We start from the raw sequence: 17,281 nt of genomic DNA, 5'->3' as shown, positions 1-17,281 counted from the left end.
CAAACTAGAAGACCATGTCAGCACTTAACTCACCTGTATCTGGTCTTGCCCGCCTGCTTGTTCAGCACGGTAGATTAATTGAAGCAGACGCTGAAGCTTTACAATCTACGGCAACCAGCAGCAAAACGCCCTTTATTGAGCAACTCATTCGCAGTCGTAAAATGACTGCGAGGGACGTTGCTGAATTCTCGTCGCAAGCTTTTGGCTACCCCCTGCTCGATCTTGACCATATTGATCCAAGCTATATACCTCAAGGGGTTTTGGACAATAAAGTAATGTTGATCCAGCGCATTGTGCCGCTCTTTAAACGGGGCACGAAGCTGTTTATCGGTCTTTCAGACATCACTAATTTGCAGGCATTGGAAGAAGTTCGCTTTCAAACCGGCCTGCAAGTCCAGCCTCTGGTTGTCGAAGACAGCAAGCTCGTTTCCTTGCTTGAAAAAATCGTCGAATCCACAGGAGCCAACTTAAGCAGTATGGCGCTGGATGATGTTGATTTAGACATGGGTGGTGGCGAGGAAGAGGCAAGCCAGAATGAAGCGGCGGCCATGGAGGTCGATGACGCCCCCATCGTTAAATACCTGCAAAAGATTCTGCTCGACGCCATTAATGCGGGTGTTTCCGATATTCACTTTGAGCCTTACGAAAAGTTTTTCCGTATCCGCTATCGCCTTGATGGTGTGCTACGAGAAGTAGCACAGCCTCCGCTAGCGATCAAAGACAAGCTGGCCTCACGCATTAAAGTTATTTCCAAGCTCGATATTTCTGAGAAGCGTGTTCCACAAGATGGTCGGATGAAATTGGTTCTGTCCAAAAGCCGGGCCATCGACTTCCGGGTTTCCACCATGCCAACCATGCATGGCGAGAAAATTTGTATGCGGATTTTAGATCCTTCCTCAGCCACCCTAGGGATTGATGCACTGGGTTACGATCCGGACCAAAAAGAAATCTTGCTGGAAGCCATCCAGCGGCCGTATGGCATGATTTTGGTTACAGGGCCAACCGGCTCAGGCAAAACAGTTTCTCTTTACACTTGCTTGAATATCCTGAACCAGCCGGGGATTAATATCTCTACCGCTGAAGATCCTTGTGAAATTAACTTGCCCGGTGTTAATCAGGTGAATGTAAACGAAAAATCTGGGCTTACTTTTGCTGTCGCTCTGAAAGCTTTCTTACGCCAGGATCCCGACATCATCATGGTGGGAGAGATTCGCGACTTAGGCACGGCAGATATTTCCATTAAGGCCGCGCAAACTGGGCATATGGTGTTCTCTACCTTGCACACCAACGATGCCCCCACTACGCTCACACGGATGCTCAATATGGGAATTGCTCCCTTTAATATTGCGTCATCCGTTATTTTAATTACCGCACAGCGCTTAGCCAGAAAGCTGTGTAGCTGCAAAGCACCGATTGATATTCCTCATCAGGCTTTACTGGATGCAGGTTTTGCAGAAGAAGATCTTGATGGTACATGGAGCCCTTACAAGCCCGTTGGTTGCGATATTTGCAAGGGCTCTGGCTATAAGGGTCGGGTCGGTATCTACCAAGTGATGCCAATTACCGATGCAATGAACCGCATTATTATGACCAATGGCAATGCAATTGATATTGCAGACCAAGCAAAACGCGATGGCGTACGTGATTTACGAGGCTCTGGCTTACGTAAAGTAAAACAAGGGCTAACCTCATTAGAAGAGATCATGGCTGTTACCAATGAATAAAATCCAAAGAGGGGCGTCATGGCTCTAGCACCCAAAGCACTTAAAGTAAAAGAGTTTACTTTTATCTGGGAAGGTAAAGATCGCGGTGGCAAGATTGTCAAAGGCGAAGTACGGGCCAGTGGCGAGCATGTGGTTAAAAACACGCTTCGCCGCCAAGGCATTAATGTACTGAAAGTAAAAAAACAACGGATGGGTTCGAGCAAGAGAATTACCGACGAAGACATCACCATGTTTACCCGGCAATTAGCCACCATGCTTAAATCCGGCGTGCCACTACTCACTTCTTTTGATATTGTTGCCAAAGGCCACAGCAATCCATCAGTAACCAAGTTGCTAATGGATATCAAAAATGATATTGAAACGGGATCTTCTCTCACGCAAGCGTTTAGAAAGCACCCCAATGAATTTGATGCTCTGTATTGCAATCTAATTCAGGCGGGTGAGCAAGCCGGTATTTTAGATGCCTTACTAGCCCGGCTTGCCACATATAAAGAAAAAACGCTGGGTGTTAAGAAAAAAATCAAGTCCGCGCTGTTTTATCCTACTGCCGTTATTGTGGCGGCATTTGTGATTACTGCCGTGATTATGATTTTTGTGATTCCTGCGTTTAAAGAGCTATTTTCCAGTTTCGGGGCTAATTTACCGACTCCAACACTGGTGGTTATGGCTATTTCTGATGTATTTGTCACTTACTGGTGGCTCATATTTGGTGGGATATTCGGCGGAATTTGGGGCTTTTTAAAAGCATGGAAAAAATCCGAAGCCATTCAAATTGTCATGGATCGCTTGCTGCTTAAAATTCCGATTATTGGCAAAATCATGCTGGATGCCACAATTGCTCGCTGGTGCCGTACCTTGGCGACCATGTTTGCAGCGGGCGTCCCTTTAGTCGAATCGCTTGATTCGGTTGGTGGAGCTGCAGGTAATTATCTCTACAAACTGGCGACCAAGAAAATTCAAACCGAAGTAAGCACCGGTACCAGCTTAACTTTAGCTATGCAAAGCACCAATATGTTCCCCAATATGGTGATGCAAATGGTTGCAATTGGTGAAGAATCCGGTGCATTAGATTCAATGCTCAGCAAAGTAGCCGATTACTACGAAGAAGAAGTAGATAATGCGGTTGAAGCATTATCCAGCCTGATGGAGCCGGTTATCATGGTGGTATTGGGTACGCTCATTGGTGGCTTGGTCGTTGCAATGTACTTACCAATTTTCAAAATGGGCGAGGTTGTGGGTTAATGATTGAGTTGTTTTTGGATAACCCCGCCATATTTGGCGGGTTTTTATTCGTACTGGGTTTATTAGTGGGCAGTTTTTTGAATGTCGTTATTCACCGTATCCCCAAAATGATGGAGCATCAATTCAGGCAAGAATGTCAGCTTATTGATGCCCCAATCGATGCCATTACTCCACCTAGCACCACCTACAACTTAGTCGTTCCACGTTCCGCCTGCCCGAGTTGCGGCCATGCCATTGGGGCACTAGAGAATATCCCGGTGATCAGTTATTTGGTTTTACGAGGACGTTGCAAAGCATGTGAAACGCAGATTAGCCCTCGCTACCCGATGGTTGAGCTGCTTTGTGCAACACTCACAACCATTGCCGGCTTACATTTTGGCGTTACAATTGCCGCAATTGCTGCAATCATGCTGACATGGGCTTTAATTGCACTGGTCTTTATTGATGCTGATACCTATCTATTACCTGATAGCATCACACTCCCGCTGCTCTGGCTTGGTCTGCTGTTTAACTTAAATAACCTATTTGTTCCCCTCGACCAAGCGGTCATCGGTGCAATCGCCGGCTATTTAGTGCTATGGGCTGTGTACTGGCTCTTTAAGCTCGCCACAGGCAAAGAAGGCATGGGTTACGGCGACTTTAAGCTACTTGCCGCATTGGGCGCTTGGTTTGGGTGGCAAGCTTTGCCAAGTATTATTTTGCTATCTTCAATCAGCGGTGCAGTAATCGGTATTGCTCTTGCCATACTTGCTAAGCGTGGAATGGGAAAACCCATGCCTTTTGGGCCTTACCTTGGAATTGCAGGCTGGCTTACATTACTGATTGGCGGCTCGCTACAACAGCTTCTTTTTAGTGGTGTGGCTACTTAATGCGAGCAGATGGCATGCGCATTATTGGCCTTACTGGAGGGATAGGCAGCGGCAAATCAACTGTTGCCAAGCTTTTTGCAGAGCTAGGTGTTCCTGTCATTGATACCGACGAGATTGCTCACGCCCTAAGTCAGCCGCCTTCTCCAGCGCTAGTGCAAATTGCTCAAGAGTTTGGTCAGGATTTCATAGAAAAAGATGGTTCACTCAAACGAGCACGGATGCGTGAACACATTTATACAAATACAGAAGCAAAAACCAAGCTAGAAAATATTTTTCATCCCATGATCAAAAATATTGTAATGCAAAGGCTGGATCAGTTACCCACCCATACTCCCTATGCACTATTAGTTGTCCCTTTATTATTTGAAACGAACACCTATGCCAATACTATTGATCGGAGTCTGCTGGTCGATTGCTCCATTAAGCAGCAAATTGAGCGAGTAGGCGCACGCAGTGGCTTAAAAAATACAGAAATTGAAGCGATTATTGCCAATCAACACCCAAGAGCCGAGCGAATACAACTCGCCAATGATATTATTTTGAATGTAAGCACTCTTGCTCATTTACAATCCAGCGTTAGTTCACTTCACCAGCGATATCAGGATCCAACATGTCGGTTTACGTAATTGATTTTCATAAACCATTTTTTGCTGCAAAATCGAATATCTTCGCCGGTTAGACGCATCGTGATTAGCTACGAATTCCCTATTAACGAGCGCATTCGCACCCTTTTGCGGCTCGAGCACCTATACAACCGCACCATTCAGTATGTGGGGCGCGACTCTGCAACAGACCATCATGCGGCCTTGCTCGGTATTTTCGAAATCATGGAAGTCGCTGGGCGTGCGGATATGAAATCAGATTTACTGCAAGAATTAGAACGCCAACGACAAGCTTTATCTGCACTACGCAATAATCCGCAAATATCAGAAGATGCACTGGAACGGGTCTTAATCGACATTGAGGAAACGCACTGCAAAATGCTAAATATGACAGGCAAGTTTGGTCAGGCATTGCGAGAAAATGAGTGGCTAATGGCGATTAAACAACGTGTCACTATTCCAGGTGGTGCATGTGCCTTTGATTTGCCTTCTTACCACTATTGGCAGCAACAAACTGCTGAATACCGCAGAGTAGACATTGATGGCTGGTTTAATCCTTTACTGCCTATCAAACATGGATTAGACATTGTGCTTCGCTTACTGCGAGACAGCATGCGCGAGAATAATTACACCGCAAAAAATGGTAATTTCCAGCAGATGTCAGGCGGAAAAACAGTACAACTATTAAGAGTGAGCTTGCCTGCCCATTTGGCGGCTGTGCCCGAGCTATCAGCTAACCGCTATGCGATTAATATCCGTTTTGTGGTGCCCTCAACCAGTGGAGAACGCGCTAAGGTTGTCGATACAGATGTCGACTTTGGCCTTGGCTACTGTAATTTATGAATACACCCACATTTCAAACCAAATGCCCAAGCTGTGGAAAACAACATACATATTCCACAGAAAACCCGAGCCGCCCTTTTTGCTCTGAACGCTGCAAATTGATCGATTTAGGCCGTTGGGCCAATGAAGAATACAATATTCCGGCAGCGCCCGGCAGCAGCCAGGATTTAGACGCCCCCCCACATTAACTCTTTTTCTTCTGTCACTTCAGCTTCATCTCACCGTCATCGCAGCGTCATCTGCAAGCTTTAAGTTTCCTCTTACTCAGGAGGAAACCAATGCTTCAAACTCAGATTACCCCCAGCCGAAAACGTAAACTCTCTGTATGTATTGCTGACAATGATGAGTTAATCCGTGCAGCACAAGCTTTACGATACCGAGTGTTCGTTGAAGAAATGGGCGCACGTATTGTATGCCGTGAGCCAGGCATTGATCGTGATCTGTTCGACGCTTACTGCGACCATTTACTGGTCCAAGATGATGAAACCGGCGAAGTCGTCGGCACCTACCGCATCCTTCCCCCACATCAGGCACGAAAGCTGGGTAGCTACTACTCAGATACGGAATTTGATCTCACCAGACTAGGGCATTTACGCGAGCAATTGGTTGAAATTGGCCGCTCTTGTGTACACCCAGACTATCGCTCTGGCGCCACAATCACCCTGCTCTGGGCAGGTCTTGCCGAATATATGAGCAAGAACCAATACAACTACCTAATAGGTTGCGCCAGCGTCTCTATTGCTGATGGTGGCCACGTAGCTGCTAGTCTTTATCACAAGCTTGCCAAAGACAAACTAGCCCCCGTTGAATGGCGTGTTTTTCCTCGCTGCCCCCTGCCCATCTCAACACTGAACCAACGCCTAGAAACTGAAGTACCGCCTTTGATTAAAGGTTATCTTCGCGCCGGTGCACTCATTTGCGGCGAACCCGCATGGGACCCAGACTTCAATACCGCAGACCTTTTCATTATCTTGCCAATGCAAAACTTAGATATGCGTTATGCCAGACACTTCATGCGGTGATCTTCACACACAAGGGAGTTGGCCCAACGAGCAAGAAACAGCTAAACTCACAGCATTACGAATTTTCCTACAGAATTTTAGCTGCATGCGCACTCCATTGTTATGCCTACGTCTTAGTCGCCTATGCCGCTTAATCATCCATTTTGCCAAAGGTTTGTTTAAAGTTACATTCCGCTTTCCGCGCTGGTCGCTGGCAGAACGGGTGGACTATATTCAGACGTGGTCAAAGCAATTAACCCTGATTCTAGGTGTTAGTTTGCGTGTCCAAGGCATTGGGCCCGGCAAGTATCCAGAACAGCATATGCTGTTAGCCAATCACATTTCGTGGCTGGATATTTTTATTCTGGATTCGGTGACTGTTTCAAGATTTGTAGCCAAATCCGAGCTGAGGTCCTGGCCAATTATTGGTCGCCTGTGCATTGGTACTGGCACGCTTTTTATTGAAAGAGAGCGAAAAAGAGACACTGCCCGCGTTAACGATGCCATCGTGGCTGCTTTAAGTGAAGGGCACTGTGTTACCGTTTTTCCTGAAGGCACTACGGGCTGTGGGCGGCAGCTTTTGCCATTTCGATCATCATTATTGCAAGCAGCAATCGATGGGAATGCAACAATTCAACCTGTTTACCTGCGCTACACCGATGAAGATGGCAAGCACTCCGACGCTGCGACCTATATTGGCGATATGTCGATTGCACAATCTGTATGGCGAATTTTAGGCACACGCTCATTGCATGCAGAAATTAACTTTTTGGCCCCGTTTCCGACTGACCATAAAAACCGGCGCATATTAACTCAATTTATTGAAGCCAGAATATGCACGGCTCACCATGCACTCAATCCTCAATCAAATAACGCCTGATACTGACTGCGGGCAGCAACTTGGTAAAGCCGCCCACTATCTAAGCACACTCCAGTTAATGCGCCACCCCATACACACCCCGTATCTAGTGCCCACACGTCATCTCGCAACATCAAACCAAGTGCTGACCAATGCCCGCAAACAATACGACGGTTTAAAGGCAAACGAGCTGCAATATCAAACCATGGTTTAATCCCTGCTGGGGCTTGATCGCGCTCGCCTTTATACTTAAATTGCAGCGAACCATCCGTAGTCACAAACCGCATTCGTGTTAAACAATTTACCGTGAAACGCATTCGATCTTCAGCACTCATACTCTCCGCCCAATCAACGGGTTGATTGCCGTACATCACCGCCATAAAATCTTTCCATTTTTCACCACGCAATGCCCGCTCTACCTCACAAGCGGCAGTCTTAGCCGTTTCAAGCGACCAGCCTGGGCTAATACCAGCATGCACAATTAAAACATCACTCAGATCAATCAACAAAGGTTGCTGCCGCAGCCAGAAAATAAGCGCGTCTCCATCAGGAGCATCAAGCACCCCCTGCAAAGTGTCCCCTGGCTTTGCCTGAGCGATTCCAGCTGCCATGGCTAATAGATGCAAGTCATGATTCCCAAGCACCAGTGACACACCCTTGGTATGTGCCGCCCAGCGAAGTGTTTCAAGTGATGCAGGCCCACGATTAACCAAATCACCAACAAGATAAAGCTCATCGCAAAGAGGATTAAAAGCCATGCTATCTACTACGGCCATTAGCTCTGTAAAACACCCTTGAATATCGCCAATTGCATATCGTGACATAACTCATCCATTTAGCAGCTAAAATGAAAACATTACTACTGATCCAGCAGATTAATGACCATGGCCCTTCATATAAAACCCAGCCTTAACGACTGGCTCATTAAACTAAGTAATATAGAAATCCCCGCCATGCAGTATACCTTGGATCAAATGACGCATTTGAAATCCAAAATTGATGACATCAGCATCAGAGACCTGTCACAGCTCATACGACATGATCCGTTGCTCACGCTCAGATTAATACGATTTCAGCAAGAACATCGGCGTGCAGTCCAAACGAGCGATGTAAACACAGTGGATCATGTTCTTTTAATGATAGGAATGGCTGGTTTTTTCCGTGAATTTAGCACGATGCCTGCTATTGAAAACACCCTACATCAGAGCCCCAGCGCGCTGATTAGCATAAAGAAAATCATATCCCGCTCCTATCTGGCAGCGAGAATTGCTGAAAGCTTAGGTGGGCAACGCCATGATGTAGACCCAGTCGAAGTAATTACAGCTTCTTTATTACACGATCTTGCTGAAATTTTACTCTGGCTGATCGCTCCTGAGCTTGCACAACAAATTGCACTTCATATACAGCGCCATCCTGGCAGCAGAAGTCATGACGCGCAAAAATTAATCCTCGGCTTTACCAACAATGAACTGCAAACAGCATTAGCACAACACTGGCACTTGCCGGCTTTACTCACTCATTTAATGGATGAGCGCCATATTGATGAGGCCAGAGTCAGAACAGTGACCATTGCGACATCAACTGCCCGCCACCTTGTTCATCACTGGCAAGACCCTGCACTTCCAGATGACTACCAGAATATTGCCGACCTACTGAGCTGTGATGGTGATCATGCCTATGCCTTGGTTCGAAATGTAATGATCAAAGCCGCTCATGAATGGAGCTGGTTTTCTGTTTTACCTGTGGCATCACAAATACCACAGCAATAAAATACTGGAGAAAATAAAAAAGCCAACCTTGCGGCTGGCTTTTTTACATTACAACGAATAGCTGAAAAACAACTGATTACTCAGCTGCTTCAACCACTTCCGCTTCTTCCGGACGATCTACAAGTTCAACAAATGCCATAGGAGCATTGTCGCCTTGACGGAAACCGCACTTCAGAATACGAAGGTAGCCACCATTACGGGCAGCATAACGCGGGCCCAGCACGTCGAACAACTTAACCACCATATCGCGATCGCGAGTGCGATTGAACGCCAGACGGCGGTTCGCAAGCGAAGGCTTTTTACCCAAAGTGATCAAAGGCTCTGCAACACGGCGCAGCTCTTTTGCTTTAGGTAAAGTGGTCTTGATGACTTCGTGACGGAGCAACGAATTCGCAAGATTGCGCAACATCGCCAGACGGTGACTTGTCGTGCGATTTAATTTGCGATTAGATTGACGGTGACGCATTTGTCGATTTCCTTTTGCCCGCTATTACGGCTTTTCTAAGCCAGCAGGCGGCCAGTTTTCAAGGCGCATGCCCAGCGAGAGGCCTTTAGAGGCAAGAACTTCCTTGATCTCATTAAGCGATTTACGCCCAAGATTAGGTGCCTTCAAAAGCTCAGTCTCGGTACGCTGGATCAGGTCGCCGATATAATAAATGTTCTCTGCCTTCAGGCAGTTAGCCGAACGGACAGTCAGTTCGAGGTCATCAACCGGACGCAACAGAATCGGATCGATCTGCGGTGCCTGTGGTTGCTCTTCCTCTACGGGAGTGCCTTCAAGATCAGCGAACACGGCGAGCTGGTCAATTAGCATACGTGCAGCCTGACGCACAGCTTCTTCAGGTTCAATTACGCCATTGGTTTCAATGTCAATAATCAAACGATCAAGATCAGTACGTTGCTCTACACGTGCGCTTTCTACGTGGTAGCTAACACGGCGAATCGGGCTGAAAGACGCGTCAAGCATGATGTTACCGATAGTACGGTTTTCATCTTTAGCAAGACGGTTAGGTGCAGGCTGATAGCCGCGACCTTTTTCAACCGTAATTTCCATATTAAGCTTGCCACCAGCAGACAGATGGGCAATCACATGATCTGGATTGATCACCTCAACATCGTGTGACAGCTGAATATCGGACGCTTTAACGACGCCCTCACCCTCTTTTGAGAGGGTGAGAACGACCGAGTCCCGACCATGCAGCTTGAGCACAACGCCTTTGAGGTTCAGCAAGATATCGACTACATCTTCCTGTACGCCATCCAGTGCGGAATACTCGTGAACCACCCCTTCAATTTTCACTTCAGTCGGTGCAAAACCAGACATCGATGAAAGAAGAATGCGGCGTAGAGCATTGCCGAGCGTATGGCCGTAACCGCGCTCGAACGGCTCCATCACGACTTTCGCCTGGGCAGCGTTTAAAGCCTGCACATCAATGATGCGCGGCTTGAGCAACTCATTCGCGTTGATTTGCATAAGTCAGTATCCCTTGGCTAGCCGGGTCAGAATATTACTTGGAGTAGAATTCCACAACCAGCGCTTCGTTGATGTCGCTGGACAGATCAGAACGCTCTGGCATGTTTTTAAACACGCCTTCAAGCTTCTTAGAATCTACCTGTACCCAGCTCGGAAAACCGATACCCTCAGCCAAGGAAACTGCTTCTTGGATACGTGCCTGAGTTTTCGACTTATCACGAACGGAAACAACGTCGCCAGCTTTAACCAAGTAGGAAGGAATATTCACAACACTACCGTTTACCACAATAGCTTTGTGGGAAACAAGTTGACGAGCTTCAGCACGTGTAGAGCCAAAACCCATACGATATACAACGTTATCGAGACGACACTCAAGAAGCTTCAGCAGGTTTTCGCCTGTTGAGCCCTTACGACGGCTAGCTTCTTCAAAATAACGACGGAACTGACGTTCCAATACGCCGTAAATGCGACGGATCTTTTGTTTTTCACGCAAATGAACGCCGTAATCAGATAGACGTGATGGCTTTTTACCGCCACTCACACCGTGCTGACCAGGAGCTTGTTCTAATTTGCACTTACTATCCAAAGAACGACGAGCGCTCTTCAGGAAAAGATCCGTACCCTCACGACGTGCAAGTTTGCACTTGGGTCCAATATAACGAGCCATAACTTACTCCGGGATTAGATACGACGCTTCTTCGGCGGACGACAACCGTTATGCGGAATCGGCGTAACATCCGAAATGCTCGTGATCTTGAAGCCGAGAGCGTTCAATGCACGCACAGCGGACTCACGACCCGGACCCGGACCCTTGATACGAACTTCGAGGTTCTTTACACCGTATTCTTGGGCAACTTTACCAGCAGCCTCTGCAGCTACTTGAGCTGCAAAAGGTGTACTTTTCCGAGAGCCTTTAAAACCAGCACCGCCCGAGGTAGCCCAAGACAGTGCATTCCCTTGGCGATCAGTGATGGTTATGATTGTGTTATTGAAAGATGCGTGCACGTGCACAACACCTTCAGACACACTCTTTTTGACTTTCTTCCGTACACGTACTGTGTTTGCTTTAGCCATTCTTTAATTCCTTGGATTACTTCTTGCCAGCGATGGACTTACGCGGACCCTTGCGAGTACGCGCATTGGTACGAGTACGCTGACCGCGGCACGGAAGTCCTCTGCGGTGACGGAAACCACGGTAGCAACCAAGGTCCATAAGACGCTTGATGCTCATGGTCACTTCGCGGCGCAAATCACCCTCGACAACATACTTGCCAAGTTCTTCACGCAGCAGATCTAATTCAGCATCGCTGAGATCTTTAACCTTTTTTGTAGGCTCTACGCTTGTAGCTGCGCAGACGGCATAGGCGCGGGTGCGACCAATACCGAAAATAGCCTGAAGGCCGATCACAGTATGCTGATGATTCGGGATATTAACCCCAGCAATACGGGCCATACTTTTCTTACCCCAGGTTCAAAAAGCTTTGCATGTTAACACCAGAAACTGATTGTCGCAACAATCAGCCTTGGCGCTGCTTGTGCCGCGGGTCGGTGCAAATCACACGCACAACACGGTTGCGGCGTACGATTTTACAATTGCGGCAAATTTTCTTGACCGACGCTTGAACTCTCATCGTCTTTCCTTTCGATCAAAATTAAATCCGGGCTATTACTTGGCCCGGAATACAATGCGAGCCTTAGTCAGGTCATAGGGAGTCAACTCCACTGTGACCTTATCTCCAGGCAGGATACGGATGTAATGCATCCGCATCTTACCAGAAATATGACCAAGAACCACATGTCCGTTTTCGAGCTTGACCTTGAACGTTGCATTTGGCAACGTTTCTAGGACTTCGCCCTGCATCTGAATGACTTCGTCTTTCGCCATAGCCTGTTACGCCTAGCCCTTGAAGTTAGCTTTCTTGAGCAGACTCTCGTACTGATGTGAGAGCACGTAAGACTGCATCTGCGACATAAAGTCCATTGTTACGACTACAAGAATCAACAGAGAAGTACCGCCAAAATAGAATGGAACATTCCACTTCAGGATCAAAAACTCCGGAATCAAGCAGATTACCGTAATATAAACAGCACCGATTAATGTGAGTTTTAAAATCAATTTTTCGATGTATTTCGCAGTGTGGTCTCCCGGGCGGTAACCCGGAATCATTGCTCCGCTTTTCTTCAGATTATCTGCAGTTTCCTTCGGATTGAAGACCAATGCAGTATAGAAGTAGCAGAAGAAAATGATCGCAGTCGCATACAACAGCACATAGAGCGGCTGACCAGGATGCAGCATGTCACCGATCGATTTAAGCCAAGACAATTTATCGCTATTGCCGGTCCACGACAGTAATGTCGCAGGGAACAAGATAATCGAAGAAGCAAAAATCGGAGGGATCACGCCCGCCATATTCAGTTTCAGTGGAAGGTGTGTGCTTTGTGCCTGCATCATGCGATTGCCAACTTGACGTTTCGCATAATGAATAGGGACTTTGCGTTGGCCGCGTTCAACAAACACAACCGCAGCAGTTAACAACACAACACCAACAAAGAGAAACAACACAAGCAAGATAGGTAAAGCGCCCTGATTAGCCAGTGATAATGTCTTACCGATCGCCGATGGCAGACCGGAAGCAATACCAGAACAGATCAAGATTGAAATACCGTTGCCGATACCTCGCTCGGTGATCTGCTCACCTAACCACATCAGGAACATGGTGCCAGTCACCAGCGTCACGACAGTAGTAAACACAAACTGAGCTTGTGCTACAACCACCAAATTCGGCTGCTTGAACAGCATCATTGCAATACCAAAGCTCTGTGCAGTAGCAAGAAGCAGCGTCGCATAACGCGTATATTGCGTAATCTTACGACGGCCTGCTTCTCCCTCTTTTTTCATCTGCTTCAGAGATGGCAGCACCTCGGCAGCGAGCTGTAAAATAATCGATGCCGAGATGTAAGGCATGATCCCGATAGCGAACACGGTAAAGCGAGAGAGAGCACCACCGGAAAACATATTGAACATGTTCAATAAACCGGTTTGCGACGACTCAAACAATTTTGCCAGTTCAGCTGGATTGATGCCTGGCACCGGGATGTGTGCGCCGATTCGATATACGATCAACGCCCCGATGAGGAACCAAATCCGGCGTTTAAGATCCGCAAACTTGTTTGCAGAACTAGCCAGAGCGGGATTTGCCATTACTGCCTTATCCTCAGTTTACCGAATTACTCGGTGATGCTGCCGCCAGCTGCTTCAATAGCAGCACGGGCACCCTTAGTTACAGCCAAGCCCTTAAGTACAACTGCACGCTCAATAGTGCCGGAAAGTACAACTTTCCCGCGCAGAGCATGCTGAGATACCACACCAGCTTGAAGCAGTGCTTCAAAGGTAATTTCACTCAATGGCAAATCGTTGATGTCCGACAAACGAACTTCAGCGGTATCACCACGTGTGAGTGAAACAAAACCACGTTTTGGCAGACGGCGTTGCAAAGGCATTTGACCACCTTCAAAACCGACTTTATGGAAACCACCAGTACGCGATTTCTGACCTTTGTGACCACGACCAGACGTTTTGCCTAAGCCAGAGCCAATACCGCGGCCTACACGACGCTTAGCGTGAGTAGAACCAGCAGCTGGTTTCAGGTTATTAAGTTCCATTTAGCCTTCCACCTTCAGTAGGTAGCTAATCTTGTTAGCCATACCACGATTTTCCGGGGTATCGATCACTTCAGAGCTACTATTAAGACGACGGAGACCTAAGCCACGGGCGCATGCCTTGTGAGCTTCCAGGCGTCCAATCAGACTTTTAACCAAAGTTACTTTGAATTTCTTAGAGTCGCTCATTTAGCCGCTCCCAGAATCTCTTCAACAGACTTACCACGCTTCGCAGCAATATCTGCTGGCGTATGAAGCTTGGAAAGACCATCTAAAGTTGCACGTACGATGTTGTACGGGTTAGTAGAACCATGGCACTTAGCCGAAATATTATGGATACCCATAACTTCGAACACAGCACGCATTGGACCACCAGCAATAATACCCTTACCATCTGCAGCGGGTTGCATGAACACTGTAGTAGCGCCATGTTTACCAAATACTGTGTGGTGAATCGTACCATTGCGCAAAGTAACTTTTTGCAATTTACGACGGGCTTCTTCCATTGCTTTTTGTACGGCTACAGGCACTTCTTTCGATTTGCCCTTACCCATACCAACGCCGCCATCACCATCACCAACTACTGTCAGTGCGGCAAAACCAAGGATACGACCACCCTTGACGACCTTGGTAACGCGATTTACAGCGACCATCTTTTCACGAAGGCCGTCGCCGCGTTCTTCCATATCGTTCTTAGCCATTATATCAACTCCAAACTCAATTAGAAGACGAGGCCGCCCTCACGAGCGGCATCAGCTAAGGCCTTAACACGGCCGTGATATTTGAAGCCGGAACGGTCAAATGCAACCGTTTCGACACCTGCAGCTTTCGCTTTTTCTGCGATACGCTTGCCAATCACGACTGCGGCATCAACAGAGCCGCCATTCTTGATTTGGCCACGAACATCTGCTTCAAGAGTTGAAGCAGAAACCAGTACTTTGCTACCGGTTTCGTCGATGATCTGGGCGTAGATGTGACTGTTGGTGCGGTGCACCGACAGACGCAACATCTTGAGCTCCGAAATCTTTGCACGGGTTTTACGTGCGCGGCGGAGTCGAGCTTGGTTCTTGTCCATGATTCAGCCTCGATTACTTCTTCTTGGTTTCTTTCAATACGACAACCTCATCGGAATAACGTACGCCCTTGCCTTTATATGGCTCTGGTTTACGATATTCACGAATTTCGGCTGCAACCTGACCAACCAGTTGCTTGTCGGCGCCCTTGAGGACGATTTCGGTTTGTGTCGGAGTTTCCACCTTCACACCCGCTGGCATTGTATGCGCAACTGGGTGAGAAAAGCCGAGAGTCAGGTTCAAGACATCGCCTTGAGCTTGAGCACGATAACCAACGCCAACCAGCAAGAGCTTACGCTCAAAGCCTTTAGAAACGCCGTTTACCATGTTGTTTACCAACGCACGCAAAGTACCGGACATAGAGCGAGCATGCTTAGATGCACTCTTAGCGGCAAATTGAACTGCATTGTCCTCAACCTTAACATCCACATCAACGCAAAGAGTTTGCGTCATTGTGCCGTGCGGGCCCTTCACAACGATTTCACCAGCAGCGAACTTAACTTCTACGCCTGCTGGGATAACTACGGGGTTTTTTGCTACGCGAGACATCGATTCACCTCTTTAAGCGACGACGCACAGAAGCTCGCCACCAATACCATTGGCACGTGCTTTGCGATCTGTCATTACGCCTTTGGAGGTGGACAAAATAGCCACACCCAGACCGTTCATCACCGTTGGGATTTCTGTTGCACCTTTGTAGATGCGCAGACCCGGCTTGGACACACGGTCCAAACGCTCGATAACCGGACGACCAGCGTAGTACTTGAGTTCGATGGTCAGAACAGGCTTAACTTCACCTGCGACTTCAAACGATTCGATATAACCTTCATCTTGCAACACGCCAGCAATTGCTAACTTCAGCGTGGACGACGGCATTGTAACTTGTGCCTTGTCCGCGCGTTGTGCGTTGCGAATACGGGTTAGCATATCGGCGATAGGATCATGCATTGCCATGTTTTATCTCTCCTATTACCAGCTAGCCTTGACCATGCCAGGAACTTCACCCTTGAAGGCGAGTTCACGTAGCTTGATACGGCCGAGTCCGAATTTGCGATACACGCCACGACCACGACCAGTAATCGAACAACGATTTACTAGACGTACCGGGCTTGCATTACGCGGAAGCTGCTGGAATTGCAAACGAGCAGCAAAACGCTCTTCGTCAGATGCATTCTGGTCATTGATGACCGCCATCAGCTTTTCACGCTTGGCGGCGTACTTGGCGACGGTTGCACGACGCTTTTCCTCACGCTTAATCACTGCGACTTTAGCCATGGTTGCCTCAACTCTTGAATGGGAATTTGAAGCAAGCGAGTAAAGCACGCGCTTCTTCATCAGATTTAGCTGTAGTGGTAATCGTAATATTCATACCACGCAAAGCATCAATCTTATCGTATTCGATTTCTGGGAAAATGATTTGCTCACGTACGCCCATGTTGAAATTGCCACGACCGTCAAACGATTTACCACTCACGCCGCGGAAGTCACGTACACGTGGCAGAGCAATCGTTACCAGACGATCCAAGAATTCGAACATGCGTTCGCGACGCAAAGTCACTTTGCAGCCAACCGGATAACCTTCACGAATCTTAAAACCAGCAATCGACTTTTTAGCTACAGTAACAACCGGCTTTTGACCAGCAATCTTCACCAAATCACCAACAGCATGATCCATCACTTTCTTATCCGCAATCGCTTCGCCAACACCCATGTTAATGGTGATTTTGTCGATGCGTGGAACTTGCATGATGGACTTGTAACCGAACTGTTCAACCAGTTTCGGAATTACTTGATCTTTATAAAACTCTTGCAGACGTGCCATTTTTCATCACCCCTTAGCCGCCAACCACTTCGCCACTAGACTTAAAGAAACGAACCTTACGGCCATCCTCTAGAGTCTTGAAGCCAACGCGATCAGCCTTGCCCGTTGCAGTGTTAAACAAGGCAACATTAGAAATGTGAACCGGCATAGTCTTTTCGACAATACCGCCCTGTACACCGCGCATTGGATTAGGCTTTTGGTGTTTTTTCACCACATTCACGCCTTCAACCAAAACACGATCTTCAGCCGGGATTACGCGCAGCACTGTACCGCGCTTGCCGTTGTCCTTGCCTGTGATAACGATGATTTCATCGCCTTTGCGAATCTTGTTCATGCCCGTCCC

The 17,281-nt window shown here is 47.6% G+C and carries 27 protein-coding genes; 9 read left to right on the top strand and 18 right to left on the bottom strand.

Annotated features, from left to right (window positions below; all coding sequences use genetic code 11):
• Positions 1-14 precede the first annotated feature (14 nt).
• From pilB to ACFQNF_RS02665, 8 genes are all read left to right on the top strand, one after another.
• Entirely contained in the window at positions 15-1,724 is a 1,710-nt protein-coding gene (pilB, locus tag ACFQNF_RS02700) for a type IV-A pilus assembly ATPase PilB (protein WP_380185886.1), read from the top strand.
• An 18-nt stretch (positions 1,725-1,742) separates the two neighbouring features.
• Positions 1,743-2,966: a type II secretion system F family protein gene (locus ACFQNF_RS02695; protein WP_380185884.1), complete on the top strand. Its 1,224-nt coding sequence runs from the start codon at positions 1,743-1,745 to the stop codon at positions 2,964-2,966.
• A complete protein-coding gene (locus ACFQNF_RS02690; protein ID WP_380185882.1) occupies positions 2,966-3,835 on the top strand; it encodes a prepilin peptidase in 870 nt (289 codons plus the stop codon). Before ACFQNF_RS02695 ends, ACFQNF_RS02690 begins: the two co-directional genes overlap by 1 nt.
• A 14-nt stretch (positions 3,836-3,849) precedes the next feature.
• Positions 3,850-4,461, top strand: coding sequence for a dephospho-CoA kinase (gene coaE, locus ACFQNF_RS02685; RefSeq protein WP_380185881.1), 612 nt, complete (start codon positions 3,850-3,852; stop codon positions 4,459-4,461).
• A 60-nt stretch (positions 4,462-4,521) separates the two neighbouring features.
• Positions 4,522-5,280, top strand: coding sequence for a cell division protein ZapD (gene zapD, locus ACFQNF_RS02680; RefSeq protein ID WP_380185879.1), 759 nt, complete (start codon positions 4,522-4,524; stop codon positions 5,278-5,280).
• Positions 5,277-5,468, top strand: a complete 192-nt coding sequence (locus tag ACFQNF_RS02675; RefSeq protein WP_380185877.1) for a DNA gyrase inhibitor YacG — start codon at positions 5,277-5,279, stop codon at positions 5,466-5,468. The genes zapD and ACFQNF_RS02675 overlap by 4 nt, the downstream gene beginning before the upstream one ends.
• A 90-nt stretch (positions 5,469-5,558) precedes the next feature.
• Complete coding sequence (locus ACFQNF_RS02670; RefSeq protein WP_380185876.1) at positions 5,559-6,302, top strand: GNAT family N-acetyltransferase; 744 nt, start codon at positions 5,559-5,561, stop codon at positions 6,300-6,302.
• 85 nt (positions 6,303-6,387) lie between these two features.
• Positions 6,388-7,161, top strand: coding sequence for a lysophospholipid acyltransferase family protein (locus ACFQNF_RS02665; RefSeq protein WP_380185874.1), 774 nt, complete (start codon positions 6,388-6,390; stop codon positions 7,159-7,161).
• Here the strand turns inward: ACFQNF_RS02665 and ACFQNF_RS02660 are convergent.
• Positions 7,143-7,964 (bottom strand): symmetrical bis(5'-nucleosyl)-tetraphosphatase, encoded by an 822-nt coding sequence (locus ACFQNF_RS02660; protein WP_380185873.1) that lies wholly within the window; start codon positions 7,962-7,964, stop codon positions 7,143-7,145. The two genes, ACFQNF_RS02665 and ACFQNF_RS02660, sit on opposite strands and share 19 nt — an antisense overlap.
• 54 nt (positions 7,965-8,018) lie before the next feature.
• Here ACFQNF_RS02660 and ACFQNF_RS02655 point away from each other — a divergent pair, with 54 nt between their 5' ends.
• Positions 8,019-8,909 carry an HDOD domain-containing protein gene (locus ACFQNF_RS02655; protein WP_380185872.1) on the top strand — a complete coding sequence of 297 codons (891 nt, stop codon included), beginning with the start codon at positions 8,019-8,021 and terminating at the stop codon, positions 8,907-8,909.
• A 76-nt stretch (positions 8,910-8,985) separates the two neighbouring features.
• Here ACFQNF_RS02655 and rplQ read toward each other — a convergent pair whose 3' ends face one another.
• From rplQ to rplX, 17 genes are all read right to left on the bottom strand, one after another.
• Positions 8,986-9,375, bottom strand: a complete 390-nt coding sequence (gene rplQ / locus ACFQNF_RS02650; RefSeq protein ID WP_046351582.1) for a 50S ribosomal protein L17 — start codon at positions 9,373-9,375, stop codon at positions 8,986-8,988.
• Between the two features lie 24 nt (positions 9,376-9,399).
• Positions 9,400-10,383, bottom strand: a complete 984-nt coding sequence (locus ACFQNF_RS02645; RefSeq protein ID WP_046351581.1) for a DNA-directed RNA polymerase subunit alpha — start codon at positions 10,381-10,383, stop codon at positions 9,400-9,402.
• A 34-nt stretch (positions 10,384-10,417) separates the two neighbouring features.
• On the bottom strand, positions 10,418-11,050 hold the full coding sequence (rpsD, locus tag ACFQNF_RS02640) for a 30S ribosomal protein S4 (RefSeq protein ID WP_046351580.1): 633 nt from the start codon (positions 11,048-11,050) through the stop codon (positions 10,418-10,420).
• Positions 11,051-11,064: 14 nt separating this feature from the next.
• Entirely contained in the window at positions 11,065-11,457 is a 393-nt protein-coding gene (gene rpsK / locus ACFQNF_RS02635; protein ID WP_046351579.1) for a 30S ribosomal protein S11, read from the bottom strand.
• 16 nt (positions 11,458-11,473) lie between these two features.
• Positions 11,474-11,836 carry a 30S ribosomal protein S13 gene (rpsM, locus tag ACFQNF_RS02630; RefSeq protein ID WP_046351578.1) on the bottom strand — a complete coding sequence of 121 codons (363 nt, stop codon included), beginning with the start codon at positions 11,834-11,836 and terminating at the stop codon, positions 11,474-11,476.
• Positions 11,837-11,900: 64 nt separating this feature from the next.
• Complete coding sequence (gene rpmJ / locus ACFQNF_RS02625) at positions 11,901-12,014, bottom strand: 50S ribosomal protein L36 (RefSeq protein WP_046351577.1); 114 nt, start codon at positions 12,012-12,014, stop codon at positions 11,901-11,903.
• A 35-nt stretch (positions 12,015-12,049) separates the two neighbouring features.
• Positions 12,050-12,268, bottom strand: a complete 219-nt coding sequence (infA, locus tag ACFQNF_RS02620) for a translation initiation factor IF-1 (RefSeq protein ID WP_046351576.1) — start codon at positions 12,266-12,268, stop codon at positions 12,050-12,052.
• A 12-nt stretch (positions 12,269-12,280) separates the two neighbouring features.
• Positions 12,281-13,585: a preprotein translocase subunit SecY gene (secY, locus tag ACFQNF_RS02615; protein ID WP_046351575.1), complete on the bottom strand. Its 1,305-nt coding sequence runs from the start codon at positions 13,583-13,585 to the stop codon at positions 12,281-12,283.
• 26 nt (positions 13,586-13,611) lie between these two features.
• Positions 13,612-14,046 carry a 50S ribosomal protein L15 gene (gene rplO / locus ACFQNF_RS02610; RefSeq protein WP_046351574.1) on the bottom strand — a complete coding sequence of 145 codons (435 nt, stop codon included), beginning with the start codon at positions 14,044-14,046 and terminating at the stop codon, positions 13,612-13,614.
• A complete protein-coding gene (gene rpmD / locus ACFQNF_RS02605) occupies positions 14,047-14,232 on the bottom strand; it encodes a 50S ribosomal protein L30 (protein WP_046351573.1) in 186 nt (61 codons plus the stop codon).
• On the bottom strand, positions 14,229-14,744 hold the full coding sequence (rpsE, locus tag ACFQNF_RS02600) for a 30S ribosomal protein S5 (protein ID WP_046351572.1): 516 nt from the start codon (positions 14,742-14,744) through the stop codon (positions 14,229-14,231). The genes rpmD and rpsE overlap by 4 nt, the downstream gene beginning before the upstream one ends.
• Before the next feature lie 20 nt (positions 14,745-14,764).
• Positions 14,765-15,118: a 50S ribosomal protein L18 gene (gene rplR / locus ACFQNF_RS02595; protein ID WP_046351571.1), complete on the bottom strand. Its 354-nt coding sequence runs from the start codon at positions 15,116-15,118 to the stop codon at positions 14,765-14,767.
• A 13-nt stretch (positions 15,119-15,131) separates the two neighbouring features.
• Complete coding sequence (gene rplF, locus ACFQNF_RS02590; protein WP_046351570.1) at positions 15,132-15,665, bottom strand: 50S ribosomal protein L6; 534 nt, start codon at positions 15,663-15,665, stop codon at positions 15,132-15,134.
• 12 nt (positions 15,666-15,677) lie between these two features.
• On the bottom strand, positions 15,678-16,070 hold the full coding sequence (gene rpsH, locus ACFQNF_RS02585; protein WP_046351569.1) for a 30S ribosomal protein S8: 393 nt from the start codon (positions 16,068-16,070) through the stop codon (positions 15,678-15,680).
• Positions 16,071-16,085: 15 nt separating this feature from the next.
• The gene (gene rpsN / locus ACFQNF_RS02580; RefSeq protein ID WP_046351568.1) at positions 16,086-16,391 is read right to left on the bottom strand and encodes a 30S ribosomal protein S14; all 306 of its coding nucleotides are present in this window, start codon (positions 16,389-16,391) and stop codon (positions 16,086-16,088) included.
• A gap of 7 nt (positions 16,392-16,398) precedes the next feature.
• Complete coding sequence (rplE, locus tag ACFQNF_RS02575) at positions 16,399-16,938, bottom strand: 50S ribosomal protein L5 (protein ID WP_046351567.1); 540 nt, start codon at positions 16,936-16,938, stop codon at positions 16,399-16,401.
• Positions 16,939-16,951: 13 nt separating this feature from the next.
• On the bottom strand, positions 16,952-17,272 hold the full coding sequence (gene rplX / locus ACFQNF_RS02570; protein ID WP_380185869.1) for a 50S ribosomal protein L24: 321 nt from the start codon (positions 17,270-17,272) through the stop codon (positions 16,952-16,954).
• Positions 17,273-17,281 lie beyond the last annotated feature (9 nt).

The organism is Iodobacter arcticus (genome assembly GCF_042664895.1).
Taxonomy (GTDB): domain Bacteria; phylum Pseudomonadota; class Gammaproteobacteria; order Burkholderiales; family Chitinibacteraceae; genus Iodobacter; species Iodobacter arcticus.
This window is presented reverse-complemented; position numbering and strand designations above follow the sequence as displayed.